The sequence below is a fragment of the Rhodospirillaceae bacterium genome, from assembly GCA_016722635.1.
Taxonomy (GTDB): Bacteria; Pseudomonadota; Alphaproteobacteria; order JAEUKQ01; family JAEUKQ01; genus JAEUKQ01.
This window is the reverse complement of the sequence record JADKIX010000010.1, coordinates 493,516-513,973: the sequence shown is the minus strand read 5'-3', so window position 1 is coordinate 513,973 and position 20,458 is coordinate 493,516. Positions and strand designations below refer to the sequence as shown.

Genomic DNA, 20,458 nt, shown 5'->3' with positions numbered 1-20,458 from the left:
AGGCACACCAACCTCAAAATTAAAAATGGAACACTTGTTCCCATCCCTCCCAAATCATTTTGATCGCCACATACAAGATAGTGACCAACCCCACATAGGCCAGCCAGTGATATTTCTTGAGTAAATTAGCAATCACCGTTGCGGCCACACCCATTAAAACCACCGATACGCTCAAGCCCACAATTAATACCCAGGTATGTTCTTGAGCAGCCCCAGCGACCGCCAACACATTGTCTAAAGACATCGAAATATCAGCCAGGACAATCTGGATAATTGCTTGTCGCATGGTTTTAGGTTGTTTTTGCTGCAATGATTGTGCAGATGCCGGGTCATTTGCATCTTCTTGCTGGTTGGCTGCCGCAATTTCACGCCATAATTTCCAGCAAACCCATAATAACAACACTCCCCCCGCCAGGGTTAAGCCGATGATCTGCAACAACTGGGATGTGCCGACGGCAAATAATATCCGCATGAAAGTCGCGGCCAAAATACCGATCATGATCACTTTCGCCCGTTGCTCTTTGGGAAGGCGGGCAGCCACTAATCCAACCACAATGGCATTATCCCCAGCTAAAACCAGGTCAATCAGCAATACCTGCCCAAGGGCCGCCAATTCAGAAGCTAAAACCATTTGGAAATCCTATATTTGAATGTGAATGGCGATGATCATAGTCATGAACAGCCTGTATCGGTTTCTAACAAGCGCCTGTTGCTTTGTCAAATAAGATCATGGATTGCCGCCATCTGCAATATTTGTCGCTGTCATCTAACTTTCACGGGGGTGACCGTATCATTTGGGATAACATTAAGGAAGTGTTGGTATATTTCTTTTTCCTGAAGGTGAGTACCCTTTAACTGGATAGGTTGCAACAAGCCGGATTGGGGCAAAGAAATGATGGAAATACCTGCTGCTTCCGCCTCCAATAAACGGCGCGGTTGATTTTCAATATAGGCCGGTGAAATCACCAAACCTACATTTTCAAGCCAAGTATCCCCCCATGCCTTCTCCACCACCGGATACCCTTTCCAAAAATCAAGTTGCTCCAGGTTTTTGCCCAAAACAGTTAAAGGAATTTTTATCTTGTCTAATAAAGCGCGCATTTCATAAGCACCGCGGCGTCCAACCGTGGGCCCTAAGAAAACTATCTGGTTGGATAGAGAAGGTTTTTTTAAAATATTAGGCAATTGCCAAGGCAGTAAAATAGTTTTTTCGGGAAATAGCCCGGCCAAATACCCATGGGGCGTCATGATTCTTTCAGCTTGCTCCAGGAGTTTCCATTCGCTTTCTATCATCGTTGCGGAAACGCGAAAATCTTTTAAAGTCTGACTGCCTGGGTGTTTGATTGTGGCTTGGTCAAGATTCTTTTGCAAAATTTTTAAGGCGAACCTGTTCATTAATACGTCATATGTACGCCCACCCAAGCTACCTTGCTGATAAAAAGGCAGCAGGTAATTCTGCCCTATCACCAAATGACCAACATCATAGCTTAATTGTCGGCGGATGGAGCGAGCAAAAAGCTGATCATATTGCAGCAAATGCTGTTGGCGTGCAGCCCCCTGCTGACCCAAACGACGGGAACGCCAAGCACGGTAGAGGGTGAGAAGATTGCGGTGGTAAACTTTGCCAAAACCATCCCCAAAACCATCTAATGTCCAACGATACTGATTTTTATGCCAACGGTGGCCATCCAAAGGCGAAAATAACAAATCGCCAGCTTGCCGTGTACGCTGGATATAATCATCAAATTCTGGCCAATATTGATCGACCATAAAAGCCGTCCGCCCCAGTTTTTTATCCGCAAGCTTTTTCTCAGCGTTCTTAAAACAACTATGCACACCGCAGCTTGCACAGCTACCGGGTTCGTGATTGATATCCATCATGATGGTTTATTTCCGGCGTAATAACGAACGATTAACTGATCTTTGGACAGGACAGATTCGATATATTTCGATATATAAATCGTGATGATAGAAAAACCGCAGGTCAATATAATTCCAAAAAACCGTTGCATCTCTTCCTTGCTCAGCCAAAGAACCAGGGATAATTTGGGAATGCTGGTGCCGTTCAAGAATGAGGCAACCCGCCTTTAAAGCTGAATCATACAAGGCATTCGACAATTGGCAAAGCCCGCCACCGATGGTTGGGATAATGCAACCTTGCCGTAACTCACGCCCTGGGCGGTAGCCCCGCCATTTGCTTGGCCGCCCAACATGACGCCAGAAGCTGAAAATTTGGTTGGCCGGGATATGCAAGCCGTTTAAAGCCCTGGTGGCAAGTCGCAAATTTTCAACTTTACCTGCTTGCAAAAATTTTTCTGCCGCATTCATCTCTGTCCATAAGAAGGAAATTGACTCGGAAATCAGCAATGTTTGATCGGTAAATGTTTTAAAAGAAAATCTTTTGACGCGGTGCAGCGAAAGATTTCTTAAAGCCCGTTTTACCCTGAGCAACCGGCTTTTAATCCAAAAAATGATATATTGCCGATAGGTGGGTTGGAAGGGAGAATGATTGCCCATATGCTGCCATATAAAATCACCGTGATGGCGATATTACCATCAAATCGCTTAAAAAGCCAATATAAATGCACAAAAAACCGGTTTAGCATATAAGGAAATGCCCTAAAATTTAAGTCAAGAATATTGCCTTTCAAGGCTTTACTTAGAGCTTAATCATTCATACTATCGGGTAGAAAGAATAAAGTTTGAATTTTCATTTTGGAAATTAATTTCTTATCTGCCAATCACAAGCTTGGTGGAAGCGGAGCAACGATAATGATTAAAGAAAAATTAGATGGACCGTATTACCCCGATAATACCGAGGGACCTTATGATTCCTTGGTCATTTTTTTGCATGGATATGGGTCTGATGGTGAAGATTTAATCTCGCTGGCCCCTGCTTTTCATCAACATTTGCCCAACACTTTCTTTATAGCCCCCAACGCACCCTATCGCTGTGACCAAAGTGTAAACGGGTATCAATGGTTCGGATTACAGCTACTGGACCCTTTCATTTTACTGCCCGCGGCCCGGCATAGCTCGGAATATATTGAAGACTTTATAAGCCATCAGGCGAAACGCTTAAACCTGCCCCATAGTCGCATTGCCCTTATTGGTTTTTCCCAAGGCACCATGATGGGATTGCATGTTGCCTTCCGTCAACGCCAACAATTGGGCGCTTTGATCGGTTTTTCAGGTGCCATGATTGCCAAACATTTGCTCAAGCAAGAAATCCTTTCTTACCCACCCACCCTTCTCATCCACGGCGAACAAGACATGGTGATTCCTTTCCAAGAAAGCAAAAATGCCGAAAAAACCCTAAAAGACGCCAACGTACCCGTTCAGTTCATGAATAGGCCAAATCTTGGCCATAGCATCGACCCAGAAGGCTTAAAGACCGCCAGCCAGTTTTTAAAAGAACTTTGGGGCTATAGTAGATTGAGTTATTCATAGCACCATTGATGCCTACCCAATCTGCAACCGTCCAAGAATTGGGATTTTGCATAAAGAAAAGCCCGCCGATTAAGGCGGGTTGAAGAAATGGTGGGAGAGTATCATACATATTAGCTTAATATCATATTGATATATATGGATATTATTATAAGATAATTTCTTATATACCCCCAATTGTACCCCCATTTGATAGAGATAGGGGTGGGTATTAAATAAAATAAACTTCGTATGACCCCATGCACCCAGGAAAAAACAGCATTGGAAAATTCAAATTGGCAGAAAGCTTTATTAAAAGCAAATGAAGCCTGTCGATGTGGGGCAAGAACTCGGCTTTCAGGAACTTGCCAATCCCCTGCTATGCCCAATGGGCGATGCCGAATGCATGGCGGTAAATCTTCGGGCGCGCCCTGCGGCAAGAAGCATGGGAAATATAAAAATGGTCACTACACAAAAACTGCTTTACAGCAAAGACAAGAGTTTTACGAACTTATCAGAACAATTAAATCTACCATCAAAAATATAGAGCAAATTAGTTAAGTACTATTTTTTAGCTAACTCAGCTTGTTTGATAATATCCCCTAAAGAACTACCTAACGCATAAGATATTTTTAGACAGCTTATGAGTGTTGGATTGCGTCTTCGATTTTCAATATGAGAAATGGCTGTTCGATGTAAACCTGATAGCTCTGCAAGTTTTTCGTGAGATAGTCCTAGCCTTTTACGCTCATTTATCAGCGCACTAATAATATTTTCTTGAGTTTCCTGACTGACTTTTTCTCTCATAGAAAAAAAGTTGCACAAGATGTTACAAGAGTATACGTTACTGTTGTAACGTTAATTAAATGGGAGAATCCCTATGAAAGAATTTTTTAATCATCCTACCTATCACTTTTATTATCATGTGCTGCTAGTTCTGAAGAGAAATGCTCTAGCTATGGATTCACACCAGGGACAGATGATTTTGCCGCTTGCAATATGTATGTCTCAGAACAAAAAGCTCAAGCTCGGCGCGCTTATTTTCAAAATTTAGGTCAGCAATTAGGAAATGCCGCAGCCTCTGCTTACACGGTCCCTCCTGCCCCTACAACGACTTTTACGCCACGTCCTAGTCAATTCAGTTCGTATCGTATTGGCAATAAGACTTATTACTGTCAGACCATAGGCAATAATGTAACTTGTAAATAATTATAATTTTATAAAATTATGGAGGATCATACTAAGAAAATTTACAGGATAATATAAGTAGCTAAATTTTTGGGGATTGAAAAACTATGATTGATGAAAATAATATTTCTTATAAAAAAAATGGCAAAATTCATTCTTTAGTGATTTCTAAAGAAAAGATTTTAGAATGGCAAAATTTAGACGAAAAAAGCAGACCTTTGGCTCTCGGAGGATCAATTTTAGTTGGTTTGGCCACTTTTGTGGTATTTATAATTTTGATGTATGCTATTACCGGCGACAGTTATGGTAGGAATGGTAGAGAAATGAAAAGTTTACAATCTCTATTTTTCATATTCGGGCTTCCTACAATAATTTTCTTAACAATAAAATCTTACAACTTATTAATTAAACATTTATCAGGTCGTCAGAAAGAAATAGACCTTGAACAAATCTATAAGCAACAAATTGAGGCTAATAGTTTAGGTTTTTATAATCCAACTATTGAAGAGATAAAATGAAAAAAATTCTTTTCTTAATATTTTTCTTATCTATTTTTGCTGGCTCTACGCCATCTTTTGCGCTGGTTATGGGCAATGATTTTTATAAATTATGCGAACCAATCCAGAAAAAGAATTTAGATTATGAAATAATCCAAGAAGTTTGTGCTTACTATGTAATGGGAGTAACAGATGCTCTTCAATTAACCATTGCGCATCTTCAAGAAAATGGGATAAAAAACTGCAAATTTATTCCGTCAGATGTTAACTCAACTCAATTACTCGATATTTTTATAAAGTATTTAAAAGATAAACCGCAAAATCGAAATAATGCTGCAGCTGCGCTTATCGAAATAGCGGTTTCGGAAGCATTCACTCTCTGCACCAAACCATACCAAACTCCTTCTTTTCTTGGAAAGAAATGATGAAAAAATTAACCCTAATTTTGTTTATATATTTGTCATATTCTTTATCCATATATGCTGATGGAATAAAAACCATGCGATGTACCTTCAACATACCTGGGATAAGCGCCGGATGGGATAGTAATGGAGAATTTAAATCTACAAAATCTGATTTTTCTACTAAACCACAAGATGCGGTTATAATCTTTGATAATATAAATCAAGATAAGATGACCGCTAGGATGGTTGGTAATAATGGAGCATCAGATGTATATGTTCTTAGCACCGAAAAGAGTTTATCTTTTTTAGAAATTACTTCTAGCGGCAATCCAATATTAACTACGCTTTTTTTAAGTGCCTCACTTTCAGATCATACTTTTCCGGCTGTAATGTCACGACATATTAGTATTATTCAACCCGTAATTTCTCAATTTTACGGCACTTGTATTGATCAATCCCTTCACTAAAGATCATCAATGAAAAAAATTAACGATCGACTCTATGAAAATGAGCCAGCTGAAGATAGCCAAAAATATCAGTTACGTCAGCTGCCCGATCAATTAATTCTGGAATTAGAAAACTTTCAATTTAGAGAAACATTTGCATTCTCAGAAGAAAGTCGAAACTCAGAAAAAACCTTACTGGAAGAGGAAAATATTTTTCTGGATAAAGAAATACCTGTTCATCAGAAAAGAATTAATTGTATTGGAAGATTAAAAGAAAAGGATCGAATAGAATTAATAAACTCTAAAAATCCTTTTCTCATATTGAAATTAATGTCGTTAATTATCAAAAAAAGGCTGTATTTGGGCATTTAAATTTCAGAGAAGAAGACAATATTTATCTTGAAATAGGAGTATCTCCTGATCAATTTAAGTTATTATCAGAAGCGGCCTTTAATCAAAAACATAAAGCAAGTTTAATAGTTAAAATTTTAACATTTAGAGGTGATTTAGAGAGATCTTTCGCTGAAGATTATCGCTCTTATTATCTTGAAGAAAATAAATGCCATGAAGCAAAAATAATTTCTTTCCATTTTCACACGGAAGATCAAAGTAAAGAAATTGTTGCTCTTCAAAAAATATTAATAAAGAAAAGGAAGAATTCCTTAGCCTTATAAGAATTAGAATGTTTCCTAAGGAAGACGAAGAGAGCTTACTTCAAAACACCTCTTCGTTAAAGAAGTCAACCAACTCAAAAATATTTTGGCATCACCAAGACGCGTTAATTTTTTTTAAAAAATATAAAAAGGTTGATACCCGTTTTATACCTGACCATATTACAGTTAGCATTGTTAGTGATTTAGTTGTGAAATATCTAGATAACCCAAAACTTAATGATCCATATATAGATTGGATTTTTCTAGATTTTTTCGTTTATCAGGAGCTTGCTCAATTTGCATTGATTATAAAACAAAAAATAAGAAAATTTTTAGGCTTGATTAAAAATAGAGATTATTTTTCTTCGATCAAATTATGGTTAAAGATGCGCGCTTTTTATGAATTACTTAACCCTCCTATTCTCGTGCCGCATTTTATTAAATTAAAATTGATTGAATGTTATGATCTTGGCGCTCGTTGGGGGGAGCAAGATAATGTTTCCCCCTTAGTCTATAAAATTGCTCAAAGCAATTCAGAATATATGTTGGTGCGGCCGCTATAACCAAATTACTTTTTTTGGATATTACCTACTATTGCTTGGCCCCCATCCGATACATTAACATGTTGCACCGTAACTTTTTGTTCAGACACTCCTTTGCCACGATACCGGTTCAGGCTTTCTACTAACGCAGCATAAGACCGAGTTAGCTTATTAGCTTGATTGAGGGTTAACTCTATTCCCTGAGTCGTCTGCTCAGCCATCATTGATCTTCTAAAACACTCCATCGCTGCATTATGGGTGGCAACCATCTGTGCGGCAAGCATCCCTTCAATTTCATCTTGAGGTTTAATCCCCATCATGGCCGTTAAAATGGCCTGGATTTGATGATCTTTTTCTTGCTCATTACTATGTTTAAGCCACAAAGCATTTCCAACTTGGTTGATTAGAACATGGCTAAATTCCCCAACGCGTGAACCACTAAAGGGATGGATTGGTTCGCTTTCTGAAATAACTGGTAATTCAATCCGTTTTTTTTGTCTTACAATTTTAGATTTTTCAGACATATGAATCCTTAATGCATAATTGGTTGAAAGATGATTTTTTCAAATTGAGCATGAGTCAGAGGATGTATATTTTCAATAAAACTTGTTAAAGTTTCCTGGTAAGCCAATCGTTCTGCTTCGTTTTGCGGCATTTTTGCTTCATATTCATATTGGGCTGCTCTTTCCTGATACATATCTCGATATGCTGTTTCCTGCTGATACTGCTTAAGGTAGCTTAAAATAATTTCTTTATGCTCTCTAAGAGTAGCCAAAATTATTTGAACGGCTTGATTTTCTCCTTTGATAATCAGCTTTCCATTCTTGGCGGTGATACGCACATTATTTTGATTGGCTAAGGCCAATAAAGAAATAGCATTCATATTTCCACCTCCACTTGGTTGCCTTTATCTGGCACAACGTCACAAATCAAATTATCTGCCATGTCAGAGGTGACGAGAGACCGTATTGGGAACGGTATTTCCACCACATCCGAAACGCTAACATCCTTTTCTTCATTGAGTTGTGACGGCGTGACGGTTATAGGGTTGGAAATTGATGAAAGATAACAAGAAAAAGCTTCTTCAAACTGTTTTCGTTCATATGCCTTTAAATTTTGCTTATCATCCAATCGGGTGCTTTTTGTAGTAATTTTATAATCACGAAGAATTTTGCTTAATTGCCTTGGAGTAATAATTTTTCCTTTATCAAAAGTTGCCCAAAGTTTTTCTTCATCTTTAGTCAAATTTTTAATTAAATCAACTGATGATATTCTATCCACATTCTTGCTTTCAAATATTTCTTTAATATCGGTTAGCAATTGAGTTCCTATACTTTTGGCATCTTGAATAAATGCAGATAATGCCTTACTGGCTGCTAAAGCTTTTTTAAGCCAATTTTCGCCCGCCATAGTTGCAATAGCTAGTAGCGGTTCCCAATTATCGGCCGCTCGGTCTGAAATATCCTCAGGCAGTTTAGGGCGAATTAACGTTAATTGATTTCCTGCATCTAGTACAAAGCGTTTTAGTTGGCTTCGCAAATCATTGAATATCTGCGGATCAGCATATCGAATTTTTTCGGTCTTTTCTTCTTTTAACTTTCTTCTTAGTTCAATCACAATAGAACGATCATGAAGGGTATCAGGTAGCTTCCCAATCAAAGCGATTGCTTTTGCTCCCCACGTGCTAAACGGCCTTGGCTCGTGCTCTTCCCCTACACTGCGAATAACAAAGGCCATAGGACGTGTATGACCTGCATTTAATATATTTCTTAATTCTATGTTTTCCTTAATAAAAGTATCGGCTTCATCTATAATCAAAGTTGGTTGATAGTCTTCTATCAAACGATAGACAGCAGCAGAGGATATATTGGAAGTAGGAACAAAACGGAAAACCAATTTTCCTAGAATACTTAGCAAAGTGGTCTTGCCACATTGTTTTTCAGGAGAGCAGATTGCTAAAATTGGGGATGTATGCATTCTATCAATACACCAAGTGAATACCACCCACAAAGCCAGCGCAACGTCACTATGAGGCGGCAAAACCGCATATCTTTTAAAGATGATAGCTAAGCCATCTAATAGATTTGTTAAATTGACCTCTTCTGGCCAAGTTTGATCTTCAGGAAAAAATATGCTTCTGTCTTTTTCCTGATTAAGATTTATACGCAGATATTTTACTTCGATATCCAATGTGGATTTTTTAATTCCAAGTCTTTTAGCTTCCTCTTTACTTATTTTGTCATATTCATAAGGTTTCAAACGGGATAATCTAAGAAAAACTTCTTCTGGTTTTTCTTCAGCCGCATATTTATTACTTAATTGGTTTTTAACTTCATCTAATCCTTGCAAAACATGCAAATCATTAAAATCTGTTGGGTTCGTCTCTTTCTCTTGGACTATTTTCAAACATTCTGGCGAGAAATATGGTAATACAACTTGGCAATTGTAATTTGCTGATGCAGCTTTGGCTTTTTCTTTACCGACATTGAGTTCTTTCCATTGATCGTTATCCGCGCAGATAATAATTGTTTTTTCTGGATAAGCGGATTTTACAACTTCTATTACTGGATCTAGGTTGTAAGCATCAAAAGCGATAATTGTGGGAATGCCCGTAGCCATGTGAATACTGGCTCCAGTAGCAAATCCTTCACATACATAAAGCAGGTTTGATTCTTTCAATAAACCAAGCGTATGGAAACAGGCTTTCTTTTTTCCACCTGGCAAAAAACGTTTGCTGCCATCTTGAGCAATGGTTTGCAACGTCCATAATTTGCCTCCTACATCATATAAAGGGATAAGCAAGTTCAGACTTTCCAACCGCATACCAAAAGGCTGAATGGCTTTCCTAATGATATAAGGATGTGCCTGAACATTATTTGATGAAGCGTTATTCCAGCGTTCTAAAGCAATAACTGCTATTTTTTCTTGATAGTGTTGCCGCTCAATTTCAGCTTCTTCCCGTGCTTTTCTAACTTGGTAAGCCTTATCCTTTAATTCTTGCTGGGAAAAATGTTGGTTTTCGTTTTTTGCCTGCCAAACCTCATTAATTCCTTGGCTCCAATCTCCAAAGATAATCACATTTTGAGAAACTATTTTGGCCCAATAGCGGCCTTCAGATCCCCAACGCGTGAAGCCGTTGCTGGAAATGGGTTTATTAGAAGGCGGTATGGAATATTTTTGAAGGGTTTCTTCAAAGGTCATATTATAAGAGGGATTATTCACGATTTCGATCCTGATATTAAGCATTAAGTTGTGCTGAAAAAATTTATTAGATTTAATGTTTTAAGGATCGATTTCAGTTGGCTGATTTTTTACAAAAATGATTTTTCATCAAATGATGATATCAAATGGGTAATGTCTTCAACACGCCAGGCAGTGGTACGCACACCTAATTTAACTGGTTTTGGAAAGCGCCCTGATTTGATACCAGCCCACCAGGTTGATTTACCAACTGGAATGAATTTTAAAATTGTTGAAAGACGTATGAAGCCGGTTTCTGGAATTGAATGCTTATTGATCATTGTTACCTCAGTGTTCGAATTAACCTGAGGCGATCTTAAGAAGTTTAATAATATTAAGTCACCGCAAGTGCGGCTAAACCGACCGCAGGTGCGGTTACTCAGAATCTAAACTTCTTTTAGCTTCTGCAAACTTTCCTTGTAATGTTCGAGCAGAAATCCCCTGCTTGTGATGATGATATGCTAACATTGCTGAAATTATCGCAGCCTCAGTTTCAAATGATGAATATGGATTTCCTTGAGGAGATTTGCCTAATAAAAGTGCCAATAAACTGCCAATGACATTTAGATAAGTAGTTTCAGCGCGTTCGAGAGGAGGCTCTTTTTGCTCAACCATTGCCCGTAAAGAATCTCTTTCTCCTTGTAAGGCATTATAAGAATTTTGAAGCTTATTAAAAAGTTCTGTTTTCTTTTTAAGATTAGCGTTAATAGCATCACGATCAGCCTGCAAAGATTGAAAACTTTCCATATTAAAAGCAGAGTGCGTTTTACGCTCAATTTCATCAAAAAGAAATGCAGGTTTTTGATCTGGATAATTTAATGTCATCCATTTTTTAAGATCTATATGCCTTATTGTTAGACGAGCACGGGCCACTTGCTCTCCAGAAGGGACTAGTTTACCATCACGACCATAAGGTAAATTACCATGCTCAATGGCATCAATTATTTTTAAAGAGTTATTTCGTAAACAAGGCCATTGGGTAAATTGCCCTAAAATTGGTATATGGCTATTATTCAACGCTAAGGCACTTATAATAACATTTTCTTGTTCAAGCAAATTGCACCAACGTATTGCAGCCTCAATAGGTGTATAAAAAATCTTCTCTAACCATGTACTGTGGCCCGAGAATGGTAACCCATACGATATAAGGCATATAGCAAAGTATTTTCACTGATAAAGGTTTGGGGATTATTGCGGTTTGGAAAAAGGAATTCTCGATTTCCACTTATAGCCTGAATTTCTTTTAAAACGAATAATGTTTGAGTTGATAATGGTACAATATGAAGTTCACGCATCTTCATTCTTGTTGCTGGCAATCGCCATTCTGCCTTATCGAAATCTATTTCTTCCCAACGCGCCCCTCTTAATTCAGTTGTACGAACAAAAGTTAATAGAGCCATCATAAGGGCCAATTTAGTTTGCAGCTCCCCATCATAATGATTTAATTTAGTGAGAAATTCCGGTAGTTCATTTTCTTTTAAACTTTTAAAACTTATTTTTTTGCGAGTTTTTAAAGCTCCTCTAAGATCATGGGAAATATCTCTTTCAGCTTTTCCAATGGCAACTGCATATCTAAAAATCTGTCCCGTGGTTTGTAAAAGTCGGTGCGCAATTTCAATTGCACCGCGTGCCTCAACTTTCCGCAACACGGATAATAATTGTAAAGCCGTAAGGTCTTTAATCGATTTATTACCTAACTCAGAAAATAAATCAGCTTTTAGCCTTTTCCATGTATGTATCCCATACCGCTCAGTCCAACGGTCTTTTTGTTTGGAATGCCAGTCATAAGCAATTTCTTCAAATGTATTACCCAATTTTAAGGAAGAAATAAGCTTTTGTTCTTTTTTATAAGTTGAAGGATCTATACCTGAAATTAATAATTCTTTGGCTTCCGCACGTTTCTGACGAGCCATAAACAAAGAAATCTCAGGATAAATTCCTAAAGCCAATAATTTCTCTTTATTACCGAATCGGTATTTTAAACGCCAGTATTTAGAGCCTGAAGGATGGATATATAAGAACATACCCTCACCATCCGTTAGCTTATATGGTTTTTGTAATGGTTTAACACTTTTGATTTGGATATCAGTTAATGGCATGGGGGTATAAAAGAAATGAGGGAATAAATTGTACCCCTAAAAATACCCCCAATTTTTATCGGATGTCAATAAATTTTCTTAGATCGCGTTGGACGATAAATCTTATAAAACCCTAGATATAATATCGTATTTTTGGATATTAATGGATATCTTAGGATTTAAAGATGGTGGAGAGAGTAGGATTCGAACCTACGTAGGCCGGAGCCAATGGTTTTACAGACCATCCCCTTTAGCCACTCGGGCATCTCTCCATACGCATGAAATATGATATATTTCGGCGGGCTAATAAACACCCGCTAGATTTGTCGGATTACGCCAATTTGTCAACCACAAATTCATCCCATGAAAAACTTATTTACAGGAAAGGTTATTTCAGGAAAGGTGAGTAATAAGAAATTTATTCCCGTCAAAACATACCCTCAGGTTGATATGCAAAAACAACGCCCCACCAAGCACCCATCCCCCTCTTCCGTCCCCGAAGGTTCTGGCAAGGGCAAGGATTATTGGATGTATGGCACCCATGCCGTGCATGCAGCGCTATCCAACCCCAAGCGGATGATCAAACGCTTGGCCTCGACTTTCCCTCAGCAATTGCCGGGGGTTTTTGGGGAACTCGCCAAAAAACGCCGCTTAACGATTGAGCAGATTGACACCTATTATCTGCAAAAATGCGCCCCAAATGCGGTCACCCAAGATATTATCGCGCTGGTTAGCCCGTTGGCTGAGGCTGATATCGACATGGTAATGGAAACGAATGCGCCGGAACAGCCTATCACATTGGTCATTCTTGACCAAGTGACCGATCCGCAAAATGTCGGCGCCATTTTAAGGTCATGTGCGGCCTTCGGGGCCGCCGCCATCATTTTAACCGATCATCACAGCGCCCCTGAAAGCGGCGCGTTGGCCAAGGCCGCCTCAGGCGCTTTGGATGTCACACCCATGATCAAAGCTGCCAACCTCAGCCGCTTCATGGAACAATTGAAAAAAGACGGGTTTTGGTGCGTGGGGCTTAGCCATGACAGCGTGGATGCCATCGGGATGGTGGAATTGCCGCAAAAAATCGCCTTAGTGTTGGGGGCGGAGGGCAGCGGCCTGCGCCGCTTGACCCGGGAACATTGTGATTTGATGGTGCATCTGCCCACTTTGCCACCCATTGACCAGCTGAATGTTTCCAATGCGGCTGCCATTTCCCTGTATGAAATCCGCCGTCAGCATTTATTGCTTGTCGCCCCCTAAAATTTCACGGTTCAATCATCCACCTCTTAATAAGGGACAATCCTATGCGATTTTTAAGCTATACAACCTGGTTTTCCTGCTTGCTCATGGGCGTTGTTCTTTCACCCTTAGTGGCCTTGGCCATTGATCCGGCGTCACAAGAATGGTTTAGACAGGTGGATTGGAATAAAGACCAGCAATTAACCTATGGCGAGGTGGACAGCGAATGCCTACAACGCTTCAACCGCCTGGATGGCAATCAAAACAACCAGTTAAGCCTGGCTGAAATCAGCGCTTTCCTGGAATTTTATACCAAGGCCGATAAAAAGCAGCTGCAAACCATTATCCAGCAACGTTTTACCTTGATCGACGCCAACCAAAACCAACAAATCAGCCGTGGCGAATGCTTGAATTTCAACCGGCAATTAATGGGCGGGTGCGATGCCGATCACAACGGGGTGTTGACTTACGCGGAATGGGAAACATGCGTGGATAAGAAGGATCAATAATCAAGCTTTATTGTAGGCTGAGCAGTAATGAAACTATCGGGTGGCGAAAAACAGCGTTTGGCCATTGCCCGGGCTATTTTGAAAAAACCGCGCTTGTTTATTTTTGATGAGGCCACCGCGTCCGTTGACGCCCAAACCGAGGCGGCATTGATTGCCAATATCAACAAGATTTCCCAAGCAACCAGCACGTTGATTATCAGCCACCGCTTAAGCAATGTGATCCATGCCCAGGAAATTTTGGTGCTCCAGCAAGGCAGGATTACCGAACGCGGCACCCATCAAAGCCTAATTAGTCAAAAAGGGTATTATTACAGCTTATGGGAACAGCAATCGCACCACCCTTGAAAGCTTGCCCTACACAAACCCATCCCTGGCTGGGTTTCTGACAAGCACATTAAGGACATTAATTGATACATACGCTCATCATTACCAATGATTTCAGCATTGGGGATTATCACGATAACTTCAACGCCATTAAAAAACAACCGAAATTCCCCGCTATCTCTAAAAAATTTATGCTTTATGGATGAAAAATCCCTTGCTGGCGGATTAAGCCCCGCCTATAAAGCAGGGTCATTATGACGCCCCTTATCATTTATCCCCCTAGCAGCAGGAACATGGCAATGTCCGATATCAATACATTTTTAAAAATGACCAAAGAAAAAGATATTAAATATGTCGATTTCCGTTTTACGAATTTACGCGGTGGTTGGCACCACATCACCTATGCCATCAATGCCGTTGATGACCAGTTGCTGAAAACCGGCTTGATGTTTGATGGGTCTTCCGTGCCGGGCTGGAAAGCTATCTATGAATCGGATATGATTTTGTTGCCCGATTTAAGCACCATGAATATCGATCCGTTTGCTGCCCAAAATACCCTCAATATCATTTGTGATGTGATTGAGCCCAGCACCAACCAACCCTATATATGCGACCCGCGCTTTGTAGCCAAATCCGCAGAGGCCTATGTCAAGCGCAGCGGGTTTGCCGATACGGTCTATGTCGGGCCTGAGGCTGAATTTTTCATTTTTGATGATATGCGTTTTGAAAGCAGCGCGCAGCGGCAACTGGCCAGCTTCCATTCCGATGAAACCCCTAGCCAAAACGGGCGTAAGATGGATGAAGGCAATCATGGCTACCGCCCCGACAGCAAAGGCGCCTATTCGATTACCAACCCCAGTGATGCCAGCCATGATATCCGCGCTGAAATGCTGTCCGTCATGGGGGATATGGGGCTGGATATTGAAAAACACCACCACGAAGTCTCGCCCGCCCAGCATGAACTGGGGTTCAAATACACCTCACTCCTGAAAAGTGCGGATTGGTTGCAAATTTATAAATATGTGGTGCGTAATGTGGCAAGTTCCTACGGTAAAACCGCAACCTTTATGCCAAAACCGATGAAGGGGGAAGCTGGCTCGGGCATGCATGTGCATCAATCCTTATGGAAAAATGGCCAACCCTTATTTGCCGGAAATGCCTATGCTGGCTTATCCGAGACGGCGTTGTTTTACATTGGCGGCGTGATTAAGCATGGGCGCGCCTTAAACGCCTTTACCAATTCCACCACCAACAGTTATAAACGCCTGGTGCCGGGCTATGAAGCGCCCGTATTGCTATCTTATTCTGCGCGCAACCGCTCGGCCTCCTGTCGCATTCCTTATTCCAACAATGCGAAAGGGAAACGGGTAGAAATGCGTTTTCCTGATGGCTTATCCAATCCTTATTTGGCTTTCGCAGCGATCCTGATGGCAGGGCTCGATGGAATTAAAAATAAAATCCACCCCGGCCAGGCTTTAGATGTCAATTTGTATGAATTACCACCTCAACAATTGCAGCAAATCCCCGCGGTGTGCACCTCACTCAGGGAAGCACTGGCTGCCCTGAAAGCGGATCAACAGTTTTTATTGGAAGGGAACGTGTTCAGCAAGGAACTCATCAACAGCTACATCCAATTGAAATTGGAGGAATGCCAAACCTACGACATGACGCCACATCCCGTGGAATTCAAAATGTATTATTCCTTATAAAGCATATCCACCGCCACACACCCAGGCTGCTGGCAGAAATGCCCGCAGCCTTTTGTTATCGCAAGAAAAATTAAGGATTTTTGCTTGAATGGGATGAAGCGGGCTTTACAGCACACCAGCCGTTATTGGTGATACCTAATTTGGTATATTCCTTATTCAATTGCCCGGTCACACATAAAAACGACATACGTATATCCGAAATGGCGCCATAAAAAGCGTTCACTTTGATTAAAGGTTGGTTCCCCTCAATCACCCAGTGAGATAAAATCGCAATAACATAGCCACAAGCAATGGTAATAACTACCCAGTACCACTGCCCTGTTAATATGCTGACAACAACCCCAGAAGCCCCTACTAAAGTTGCGAAATAATGACCCAAACGGGTTGCGGATTTGCTGTGTGCCTTGAGGTAGGCTTTCCAAAATTCTTGAAATGTCATGATGCCCCGTCCTGAATAAAATCATTAAAGCAGCCTAAATGTTTTTAACATTTAATAGCCGTCTATAGTTCATAAAATAAAAATGATAGCCAGGCAATAAATTATTTTTTGCCAATTATTTTTTCGCAAACCGTTTACATCTTGCCATAAGCCAACCGAATCATTTAAGCATCTATTCACTGAACAGACCAGAAACCCCTTAATTTGCATCCGTATACCTCAATGACAGAAGACCTATTTAATTATCAAAATTCCTATTCCGCCCGCGATATTGAAGTGCTGGAGGGCTTGGAACCTGTTCGCCGGCGTCCTGGCATGTATATCGGCGGCACGGATGAACGCGCCTTGCATCATTTAGCTGCCGAAATCTTAGATAACGCCATGGATGAAGCTTTAAACGGCCATGCTAACCATATTGTGATCAAGCTTGATATGCAAGGCCGGGTGACGGTCAGCGATAATGGCCGCGGCATTCCGGTGGACCCGCATCCTAAATTTCCCACCCTATCCGCTCTTGAAGTGATTGTAACCACGCTGCATTCAGGTGGCAAATTCAACAACAATACCTACCAGGTTGCTGGGGGGTTACACGGGGTTGGGTTATCGGTGGTTAACGCTTTATCCGATTATCTGCGGGTCGAAGTGGTACGTAACAAACAATTATATTATCAGGAATATTCCAAGGGTAAACCCACCACCCGCCTAGTGGCCGCAACAGCAAGCAACCGCGAAAAAGGTACAACGGTGATTTTTCACGCCGATCCGGAAATTTTCGGCAACCTTCTCATGCACCCCTTAAAATTATATACCATGGCGCGGGCTAAGGCCTTTTTGTTTGCAGGGATAACGATTGATTGGGAATGCCCGGAAGAATTGGTACATAACCTGGCAACCCCCTGCCCCGCACGGGAACGGTTTATATTCCCGAAAGGGTTACAAGATTACCTATTATATCGCTTACCCAAAGAACCAGCACCGGTTATGGAGGATTTATTTTGTGGCCAAAGCGAGCTTACCGATCAGCAGGGTAAAATGGAATGGGCCATCAGTTGGTCCGCGGGTGACGTTGGGTTCTTATCCTCGTTTTGCAACACGATCCCAACCCCCGAGGGCGGCACACATGAAGCGGGATTGCGCGGCGGGCTGCTACGCTCACTCAAGGATTACGGCCAGTTGATTGACCATAAGAAAACCAATTTGATAACAGCGGAAGATGTGGTTACCAATTCGGCTATTTTATTATCTATTTTTATTCCTGAACCGCAATTTCAAGGGCAAACTAAAGAAAAACTAACCAGCCCAAAGGCTACAAAAATGGTTGAAAATACCATTAAAAACCACTTTGACCACTGGCTGTCTGCTGACCCCCAACGTGCCCAACAAATCGTTGATCTGGTTTTGGAACGTACCGAGGAACGCATCCAGCGCCGCCAGGAAAAAGATACACAGCGTAAAGTCCCAGGGCGGAAGATGCGTTTGCCGGGAAAACTGACGGATTGCACCCAACAAAACCGGGTTGGAACCGAATTGTTCCTGGTGGAGGGGGATTCGGCGGGCGGCTCAGCTAAGCAGGCCAGAAGCCGGGATAATCAAGCCGTTCTTCCCCTACGTGGGAAGATCCTAAATGTGGCGAGCGCCACGTCCGATAAATTAAAAAACAACCAAGAACTCAATGATTTATTGCAAGCTTTGGGTTGCGGCACGGGCGATAAATATGATGAACAAAAATTACGGTACGAAAAAATTATCATCATGACCGATGCCGATGTGGATGGCGCCCATATTGCATCCTTATTGATGACTTTTTTTTACCAGGAACTGCCGCAACTGATTGAACAAGGCCATCTATATTTGGCCGTGCCACCTTTATACCGCCTGAACATCAGTGGAAAAAGCCACTATGCGATTGACGATGCCCATAAAGAAGCACTCTTAAAAAAACTGGTTAAGGGGAAAACCAAAGTGGATATCAGCCGTTTTAAAGGCTTGGGCGAAATGCCTGCCCAACAATTAAAAGAAACAACGATGGATCCCCAAAAAAGGTTGTTATTGCAGGTTACCCTTCCTAAGCGTTATGTACCTGAAACGACAGATCTCAGTTCCGAATGGAAAGAAGTTGGGCAGTTTGTCGAATCACTCATGGGCAAGAAAGCCGACAGCCGCTTTGCTTTCATCCAGCAAAACGCCCGCTTTGTGAAGGAAGTGGATATTTAACAAAAACAGCGGATTTTTATTAGCCCTATTAGGTTAGTCAATATTTGGGCTGCTGCGTTCCATGAGCACCACATTCCGCCATTTCCCGTTTAGACGGCCTATTTTTTCCCGGTAGCCCACTTCTCAGAATCCAAATTTTTGATGTAACATAATACTGGGTGTATTTTCTGGAAAAATTTGTGACTGTAAAGTCCATAAACCGTTTTTTTCTGCCTCTTGAACCGTTTTTGCTAATAAGGCAGAACCAATTTTCTTGCCCCTACCTTCTTCCGCCACATAAATACTGACTTCCGCCAGACCTTGGTGGGCACACCGATTCGAAATAGGCGAAAGCATCACCCAACCTAATATTTTTTGCTTCATTTCAGCAACATAGCGCCCAATTGGCAAATGTTGCTGGCTCCAACTTTGCCATTCATTGGTTACTTTTTGCTCAAAGGTAGCGTTGCCGGTCGCAATACCTTCTAAATAAATCAATCTGATAAACGGCCAGTCTTGGTTAGTCATCAACCGGATATCAATATTCATTATTAAGCCCTTTGTTTTTTTGAACGATTATCCCCCAATCGACATTCAAATATACGCGTAATATTTATGATCAACTTGCTTGGGAGATTTTCCTTAACTAGATAAAATTTGCCAAATCCTGCGGGGGGGTGCAGGAATTATCGACGGAGCAAACGGGTTAAAGCCAGCCTTTTCCAATCGCCTATGATATAGTACCGCCAATTGTCGTTGTGCACGCAAAAATTTGACCAGAATCAGGTTATTGTCTTGCGCTATATTTTTAGCTTCCCGAAGCAATTGTTGGGCATATGTCGCCAAATCCCTGCAAATTTCTTGAAGAAAAAGACGGTTATCGGGCAAAAATACGGTATGTTCTGATAAATTGTTTTTTTTCATCAAGTCTTGCGGCAGCAAACAACGCCCTGCACTAGCTTGAAAAGGAATGGCCCTGATAACGCCCAAAATTCCCCAAGCTATTCCGATTAGTTTGGCACATTGCCTCATCATTACCGACAAAGGATTTGGATAAAGTTGCTGGGCAATCACCATACTTAAATGCCCCGATGTTTGGTCCAAATAAAGAAGGAATTGATTGTAATCTTTAATCGGCCCATCTATTTCATGTTCTCGGCCTTCAATAAGGGTCTTGAGATGATCAGCCTGCAAAGAGGTTTGGGTTAAAAGCCAAGATATAGGAATATACGAAACGGCCCCTCTTAAAGAAGAATTTGATATTTGGTCAATCCAATCACGCCACCATTGCAGACGGATCTGGGCCAATAAAGGATCCTTGGTCAATTCCCCCACCCGTGATAATTCAACATTAAACGCGCAAAGAGCCATCAAGATGGGCTGTTTGAAGCGGGGCGCCGTTAGGCACAGCCAATACCTGTCTGGATCATTCTTGCGGACAATTTGATAACAATAGTCAAAGGAAGCGTGGGCCATTATGCTCGACTGTTTCTGAGGTTGTCGCTGATCTTCTTATATTAAAGCGTTTTTTTATCTGAAACATCTTCCATATGTTTGGCAACCCACCAACTATT

24 protein-coding genes, 1 tRNA gene and 1 pseudogene are annotated in these 20,458 nt (G+C 41.1%); 12 read left to right on the top strand and 14 right to left on the bottom strand.

Annotated features, from left to right (window positions below; all coding sequences use genetic code 11):
* Positions 1–19: 19 nt before the first annotated feature.
* From IPP67_06820 to IPP67_06810, 3 genes are all read right to left on the bottom strand, one after another.
* A complete protein-coding gene (locus IPP67_06820; protein ID MBL0338867.1) occupies positions 20–631 on the bottom strand; it encodes a TerC family protein in 612 nt (203 codons plus the stop codon).
* A 131-nt stretch (positions 632–762) separates the two neighbouring features.
* Positions 763–1,881 (bottom strand): hypothetical protein, encoded by a 1,119-nt coding sequence (locus IPP67_06815; GenBank protein MBL0338866.1) that lies wholly within the window; start codon positions 1,879–1,881, stop codon positions 763–765.
* Positions 1,882–1,887: 6 nt separating this feature from the next.
* Positions 1,888–2,517 carry a VanW family protein gene (locus IPP67_06810; GenBank protein MBL0338865.1) on the bottom strand — a complete coding sequence of 210 codons (630 nt, stop codon included), beginning with the start codon at positions 2,515–2,517 and terminating at the stop codon, positions 1,888–1,890.
* A 255-nt stretch (positions 2,518–2,772) separates the two neighbouring features.
* On the opposite strand from IPP67_06810, the gene IPP67_06805 reads away from it, so the two are divergent.
* Positions 2,773–3,450 (top strand): dienelactone hydrolase family protein, encoded by a 678-nt coding sequence (locus IPP67_06805; GenBank protein MBL0338864.1) that lies wholly within the window; start codon positions 2,773–2,775, stop codon positions 3,448–3,450.
* Between the two features lie 258 nt (positions 3,451–3,708).
* Positions 3,709–3,987 carry a hypothetical protein gene (locus IPP67_06800; protein ID MBL0338863.1) on the top strand — a complete coding sequence of 93 codons (279 nt, stop codon included), beginning with the start codon at positions 3,709–3,711 and terminating at the stop codon, positions 3,985–3,987.
* A gap of 3 nt (positions 3,988–3,990) precedes the next feature.
* Here the strand turns inward: IPP67_06800 and IPP67_06795 are convergent, their stop codons facing one another.
* Positions 3,991–4,233, bottom strand: a complete 243-nt coding sequence (locus IPP67_06795; GenBank protein MBL0338862.1) for a helix-turn-helix transcriptional regulator — start codon at positions 4,231–4,233, stop codon at positions 3,991–3,993.
* Between the two features lie 488 nt (positions 4,234–4,721).
* Here IPP67_06795 and IPP67_06790 point away from each other — a divergent pair, with 488 nt between their 5' ends.
* From IPP67_06790 to IPP67_06770, 5 genes are all read left to right on the top strand, one after another.
* Complete coding sequence (locus IPP67_06790; GenBank protein ID MBL0338861.1) at positions 4,722–5,132, top strand: hypothetical protein; 411 nt, start codon at positions 4,722–4,724, stop codon at positions 5,130–5,132.
* Positions 5,129–5,536, top strand: coding sequence for a hypothetical protein (locus IPP67_06785; GenBank protein MBL0338860.1), 408 nt, complete (start codon positions 5,129–5,131; stop codon positions 5,534–5,536). Before IPP67_06790 ends, IPP67_06785 begins: the two co-directional genes overlap by 4 nt.
* Positions 5,533–5,982 (top strand): hypothetical protein, encoded by a 450-nt coding sequence (locus IPP67_06780; protein MBL0338859.1) that lies wholly within the window; start codon positions 5,533–5,535, stop codon positions 5,980–5,982. The genes IPP67_06785 and IPP67_06780 overlap by 4 nt, the downstream gene beginning before the upstream one ends.
* A gap of 9 nt (positions 5,983–5,991) precedes the next feature.
* Positions 5,992–6,333 carry a hypothetical protein gene (locus tag IPP67_06775; protein ID MBL0338858.1) on the top strand — a complete coding sequence of 114 codons (342 nt, stop codon included), beginning with the start codon at positions 5,992–5,994 and terminating at the stop codon, positions 6,331–6,333.
* Positions 6,334–6,643: 310 nt separating this feature from the next.
* Positions 6,644–7,177 carry a hypothetical protein gene (locus tag IPP67_06770; protein MBL0338857.1) on the top strand — a complete coding sequence of 178 codons (534 nt, stop codon included), beginning with the start codon at positions 6,644–6,646 and terminating at the stop codon, positions 7,175–7,177.
* A 5-nt stretch (positions 7,178–7,182) separates the two neighbouring features.
* Here the strand turns inward: IPP67_06770 and IPP67_06765 are convergent, their stop codons facing one another.
* The 7 genes from IPP67_06765 to IPP67_06735 form a co-directional block, all read right to left on the bottom strand.
* Complete coding sequence (locus IPP67_06765) at positions 7,183–7,680, bottom strand: hypothetical protein (GenBank protein MBL0338856.1); 498 nt, start codon at positions 7,678–7,680, stop codon at positions 7,183–7,185.
* Between the two features lie 8 nt (positions 7,681–7,688).
* Positions 7,689–8,039: a hypothetical protein gene (locus IPP67_06760; protein MBL0338855.1), complete on the bottom strand. Its 351-nt coding sequence runs from the start codon at positions 8,037–8,039 to the stop codon at positions 7,689–7,691.
* Positions 8,036–10,378, bottom strand: coding sequence for a DUF3631 domain-containing protein (locus tag IPP67_06755; protein ID MBL0338854.1), 2,343 nt, complete (start codon positions 10,376–10,378; stop codon positions 8,036–8,038). Before IPP67_06755 ends, IPP67_06760 begins: the two co-directional genes overlap by 4 nt.
* Before the next feature lie 89 nt (positions 10,379–10,467).
* A complete protein-coding gene (locus tag IPP67_06750) occupies positions 10,468–10,677 on the bottom strand; it encodes an AlpA family phage regulatory protein (GenBank protein MBL0338853.1) in 210 nt (69 codons plus the stop codon).
* A gap of 94 nt (positions 10,678–10,771) precedes the next feature.
* Positions 10,772–11,542 (bottom strand): protein kinase, encoded by a 771-nt coding sequence (locus tag IPP67_06745; GenBank protein ID MBL0338852.1) that lies wholly within the window; start codon positions 11,540–11,542, stop codon positions 10,772–10,774.
* Positions 11,500–12,495: an integrase arm-type DNA-binding domain-containing protein gene (locus tag IPP67_06740; protein ID MBL0338851.1), complete on the bottom strand. Its 996-nt coding sequence runs from the start codon at positions 12,493–12,495 to the stop codon at positions 11,500–11,502. Before IPP67_06740 ends, IPP67_06745 begins: the two co-directional genes overlap by 43 nt.
* Positions 12,496–12,660: 165 nt before the next feature.
* Positions 12,661–12,746, bottom strand: a tRNA-Tyr gene (locus IPP67_06735).
* A gap of 178 nt (positions 12,747–12,924) precedes the next feature.
* Between IPP67_06735 and rlmB the strand changes: the two genes are divergently transcribed.
* The 4 genes from rlmB (at position 12,925) to glnA (ending at position 16,252) form a co-directional block, all read left to right on the top strand.
* Positions 12,925–13,731 (top strand): 23S rRNA (guanosine(2251)-2'-O)-methyltransferase RlmB, encoded by an 807-nt coding sequence (gene rlmB / locus IPP67_06730; protein MBL0338850.1) that lies wholly within the window; start codon positions 12,925–12,927, stop codon positions 13,729–13,731.
* Between the two features lie 44 nt (positions 13,732–13,775).
* On the top strand, positions 13,776–14,219 hold the full coding sequence (locus IPP67_06725; GenBank protein MBL0338849.1) for a hypothetical protein: 444 nt from the start codon (positions 13,776–13,778) through the stop codon (positions 14,217–14,219).
* 27 nt (positions 14,220–14,246) lie between these two features.
* On the top strand, positions 14,247–14,564 hold the full coding sequence (locus IPP67_06720; protein MBL0338848.1) for an ATP-binding cassette domain-containing protein: 318 nt from the start codon (positions 14,247–14,249) through the stop codon (positions 14,562–14,564).
* 272 nt (positions 14,565–14,836) lie between these two features.
* Entirely contained in the window at positions 14,837–16,252 is a 1,416-nt protein-coding gene (gene glnA / locus IPP67_06715) for a type I glutamate--ammonia ligase (GenBank protein MBL0338847.1), read from the top strand.
* Between the two features lie 70 nt (positions 16,253–16,322).
* On the opposite strand, the gene IPP67_06710 is transcribed toward glnA, so the two are convergent.
* Positions 16,323–16,691, bottom strand: a complete 369-nt coding sequence (locus IPP67_06710) for a DUF962 domain-containing protein (protein ID MBL0338846.1) — start codon at positions 16,689–16,691, stop codon at positions 16,323–16,325.
* A gap of 222 nt (positions 16,692–16,913) precedes the next feature.
* Between IPP67_06710 and parE the strand changes: the two genes are divergently transcribed.
* Positions 16,914–18,905, top strand: a complete 1,992-nt coding sequence (gene parE / locus IPP67_06705) for a DNA topoisomerase IV subunit B (GenBank protein ID MBL0338845.1) — start codon at positions 16,914–16,916, stop codon at positions 18,903–18,905.
* Between the two features lie 33 nt (positions 18,906–18,938).
* On the opposite strand, the pseudogene IPP67_06700 reads toward parE, so the two are convergent.
* Both IPP67_06700 and IPP67_06695 read right to left on the bottom strand, forming a co-directional pair.
* A pseudogene (locus tag IPP67_06700) lies at positions 18,939–19,433 on the bottom strand (N-acetyltransferase).
* A 93-nt stretch (positions 19,434–19,526) separates the two neighbouring features.
* A complete protein-coding gene (locus IPP67_06695; protein MBL0338844.1) occupies positions 19,527–20,360 on the bottom strand; it encodes a squalene/phytoene synthase family protein in 834 nt (277 codons plus the stop codon).
* Positions 20,361–20,458 lie beyond the last annotated feature (98 nt).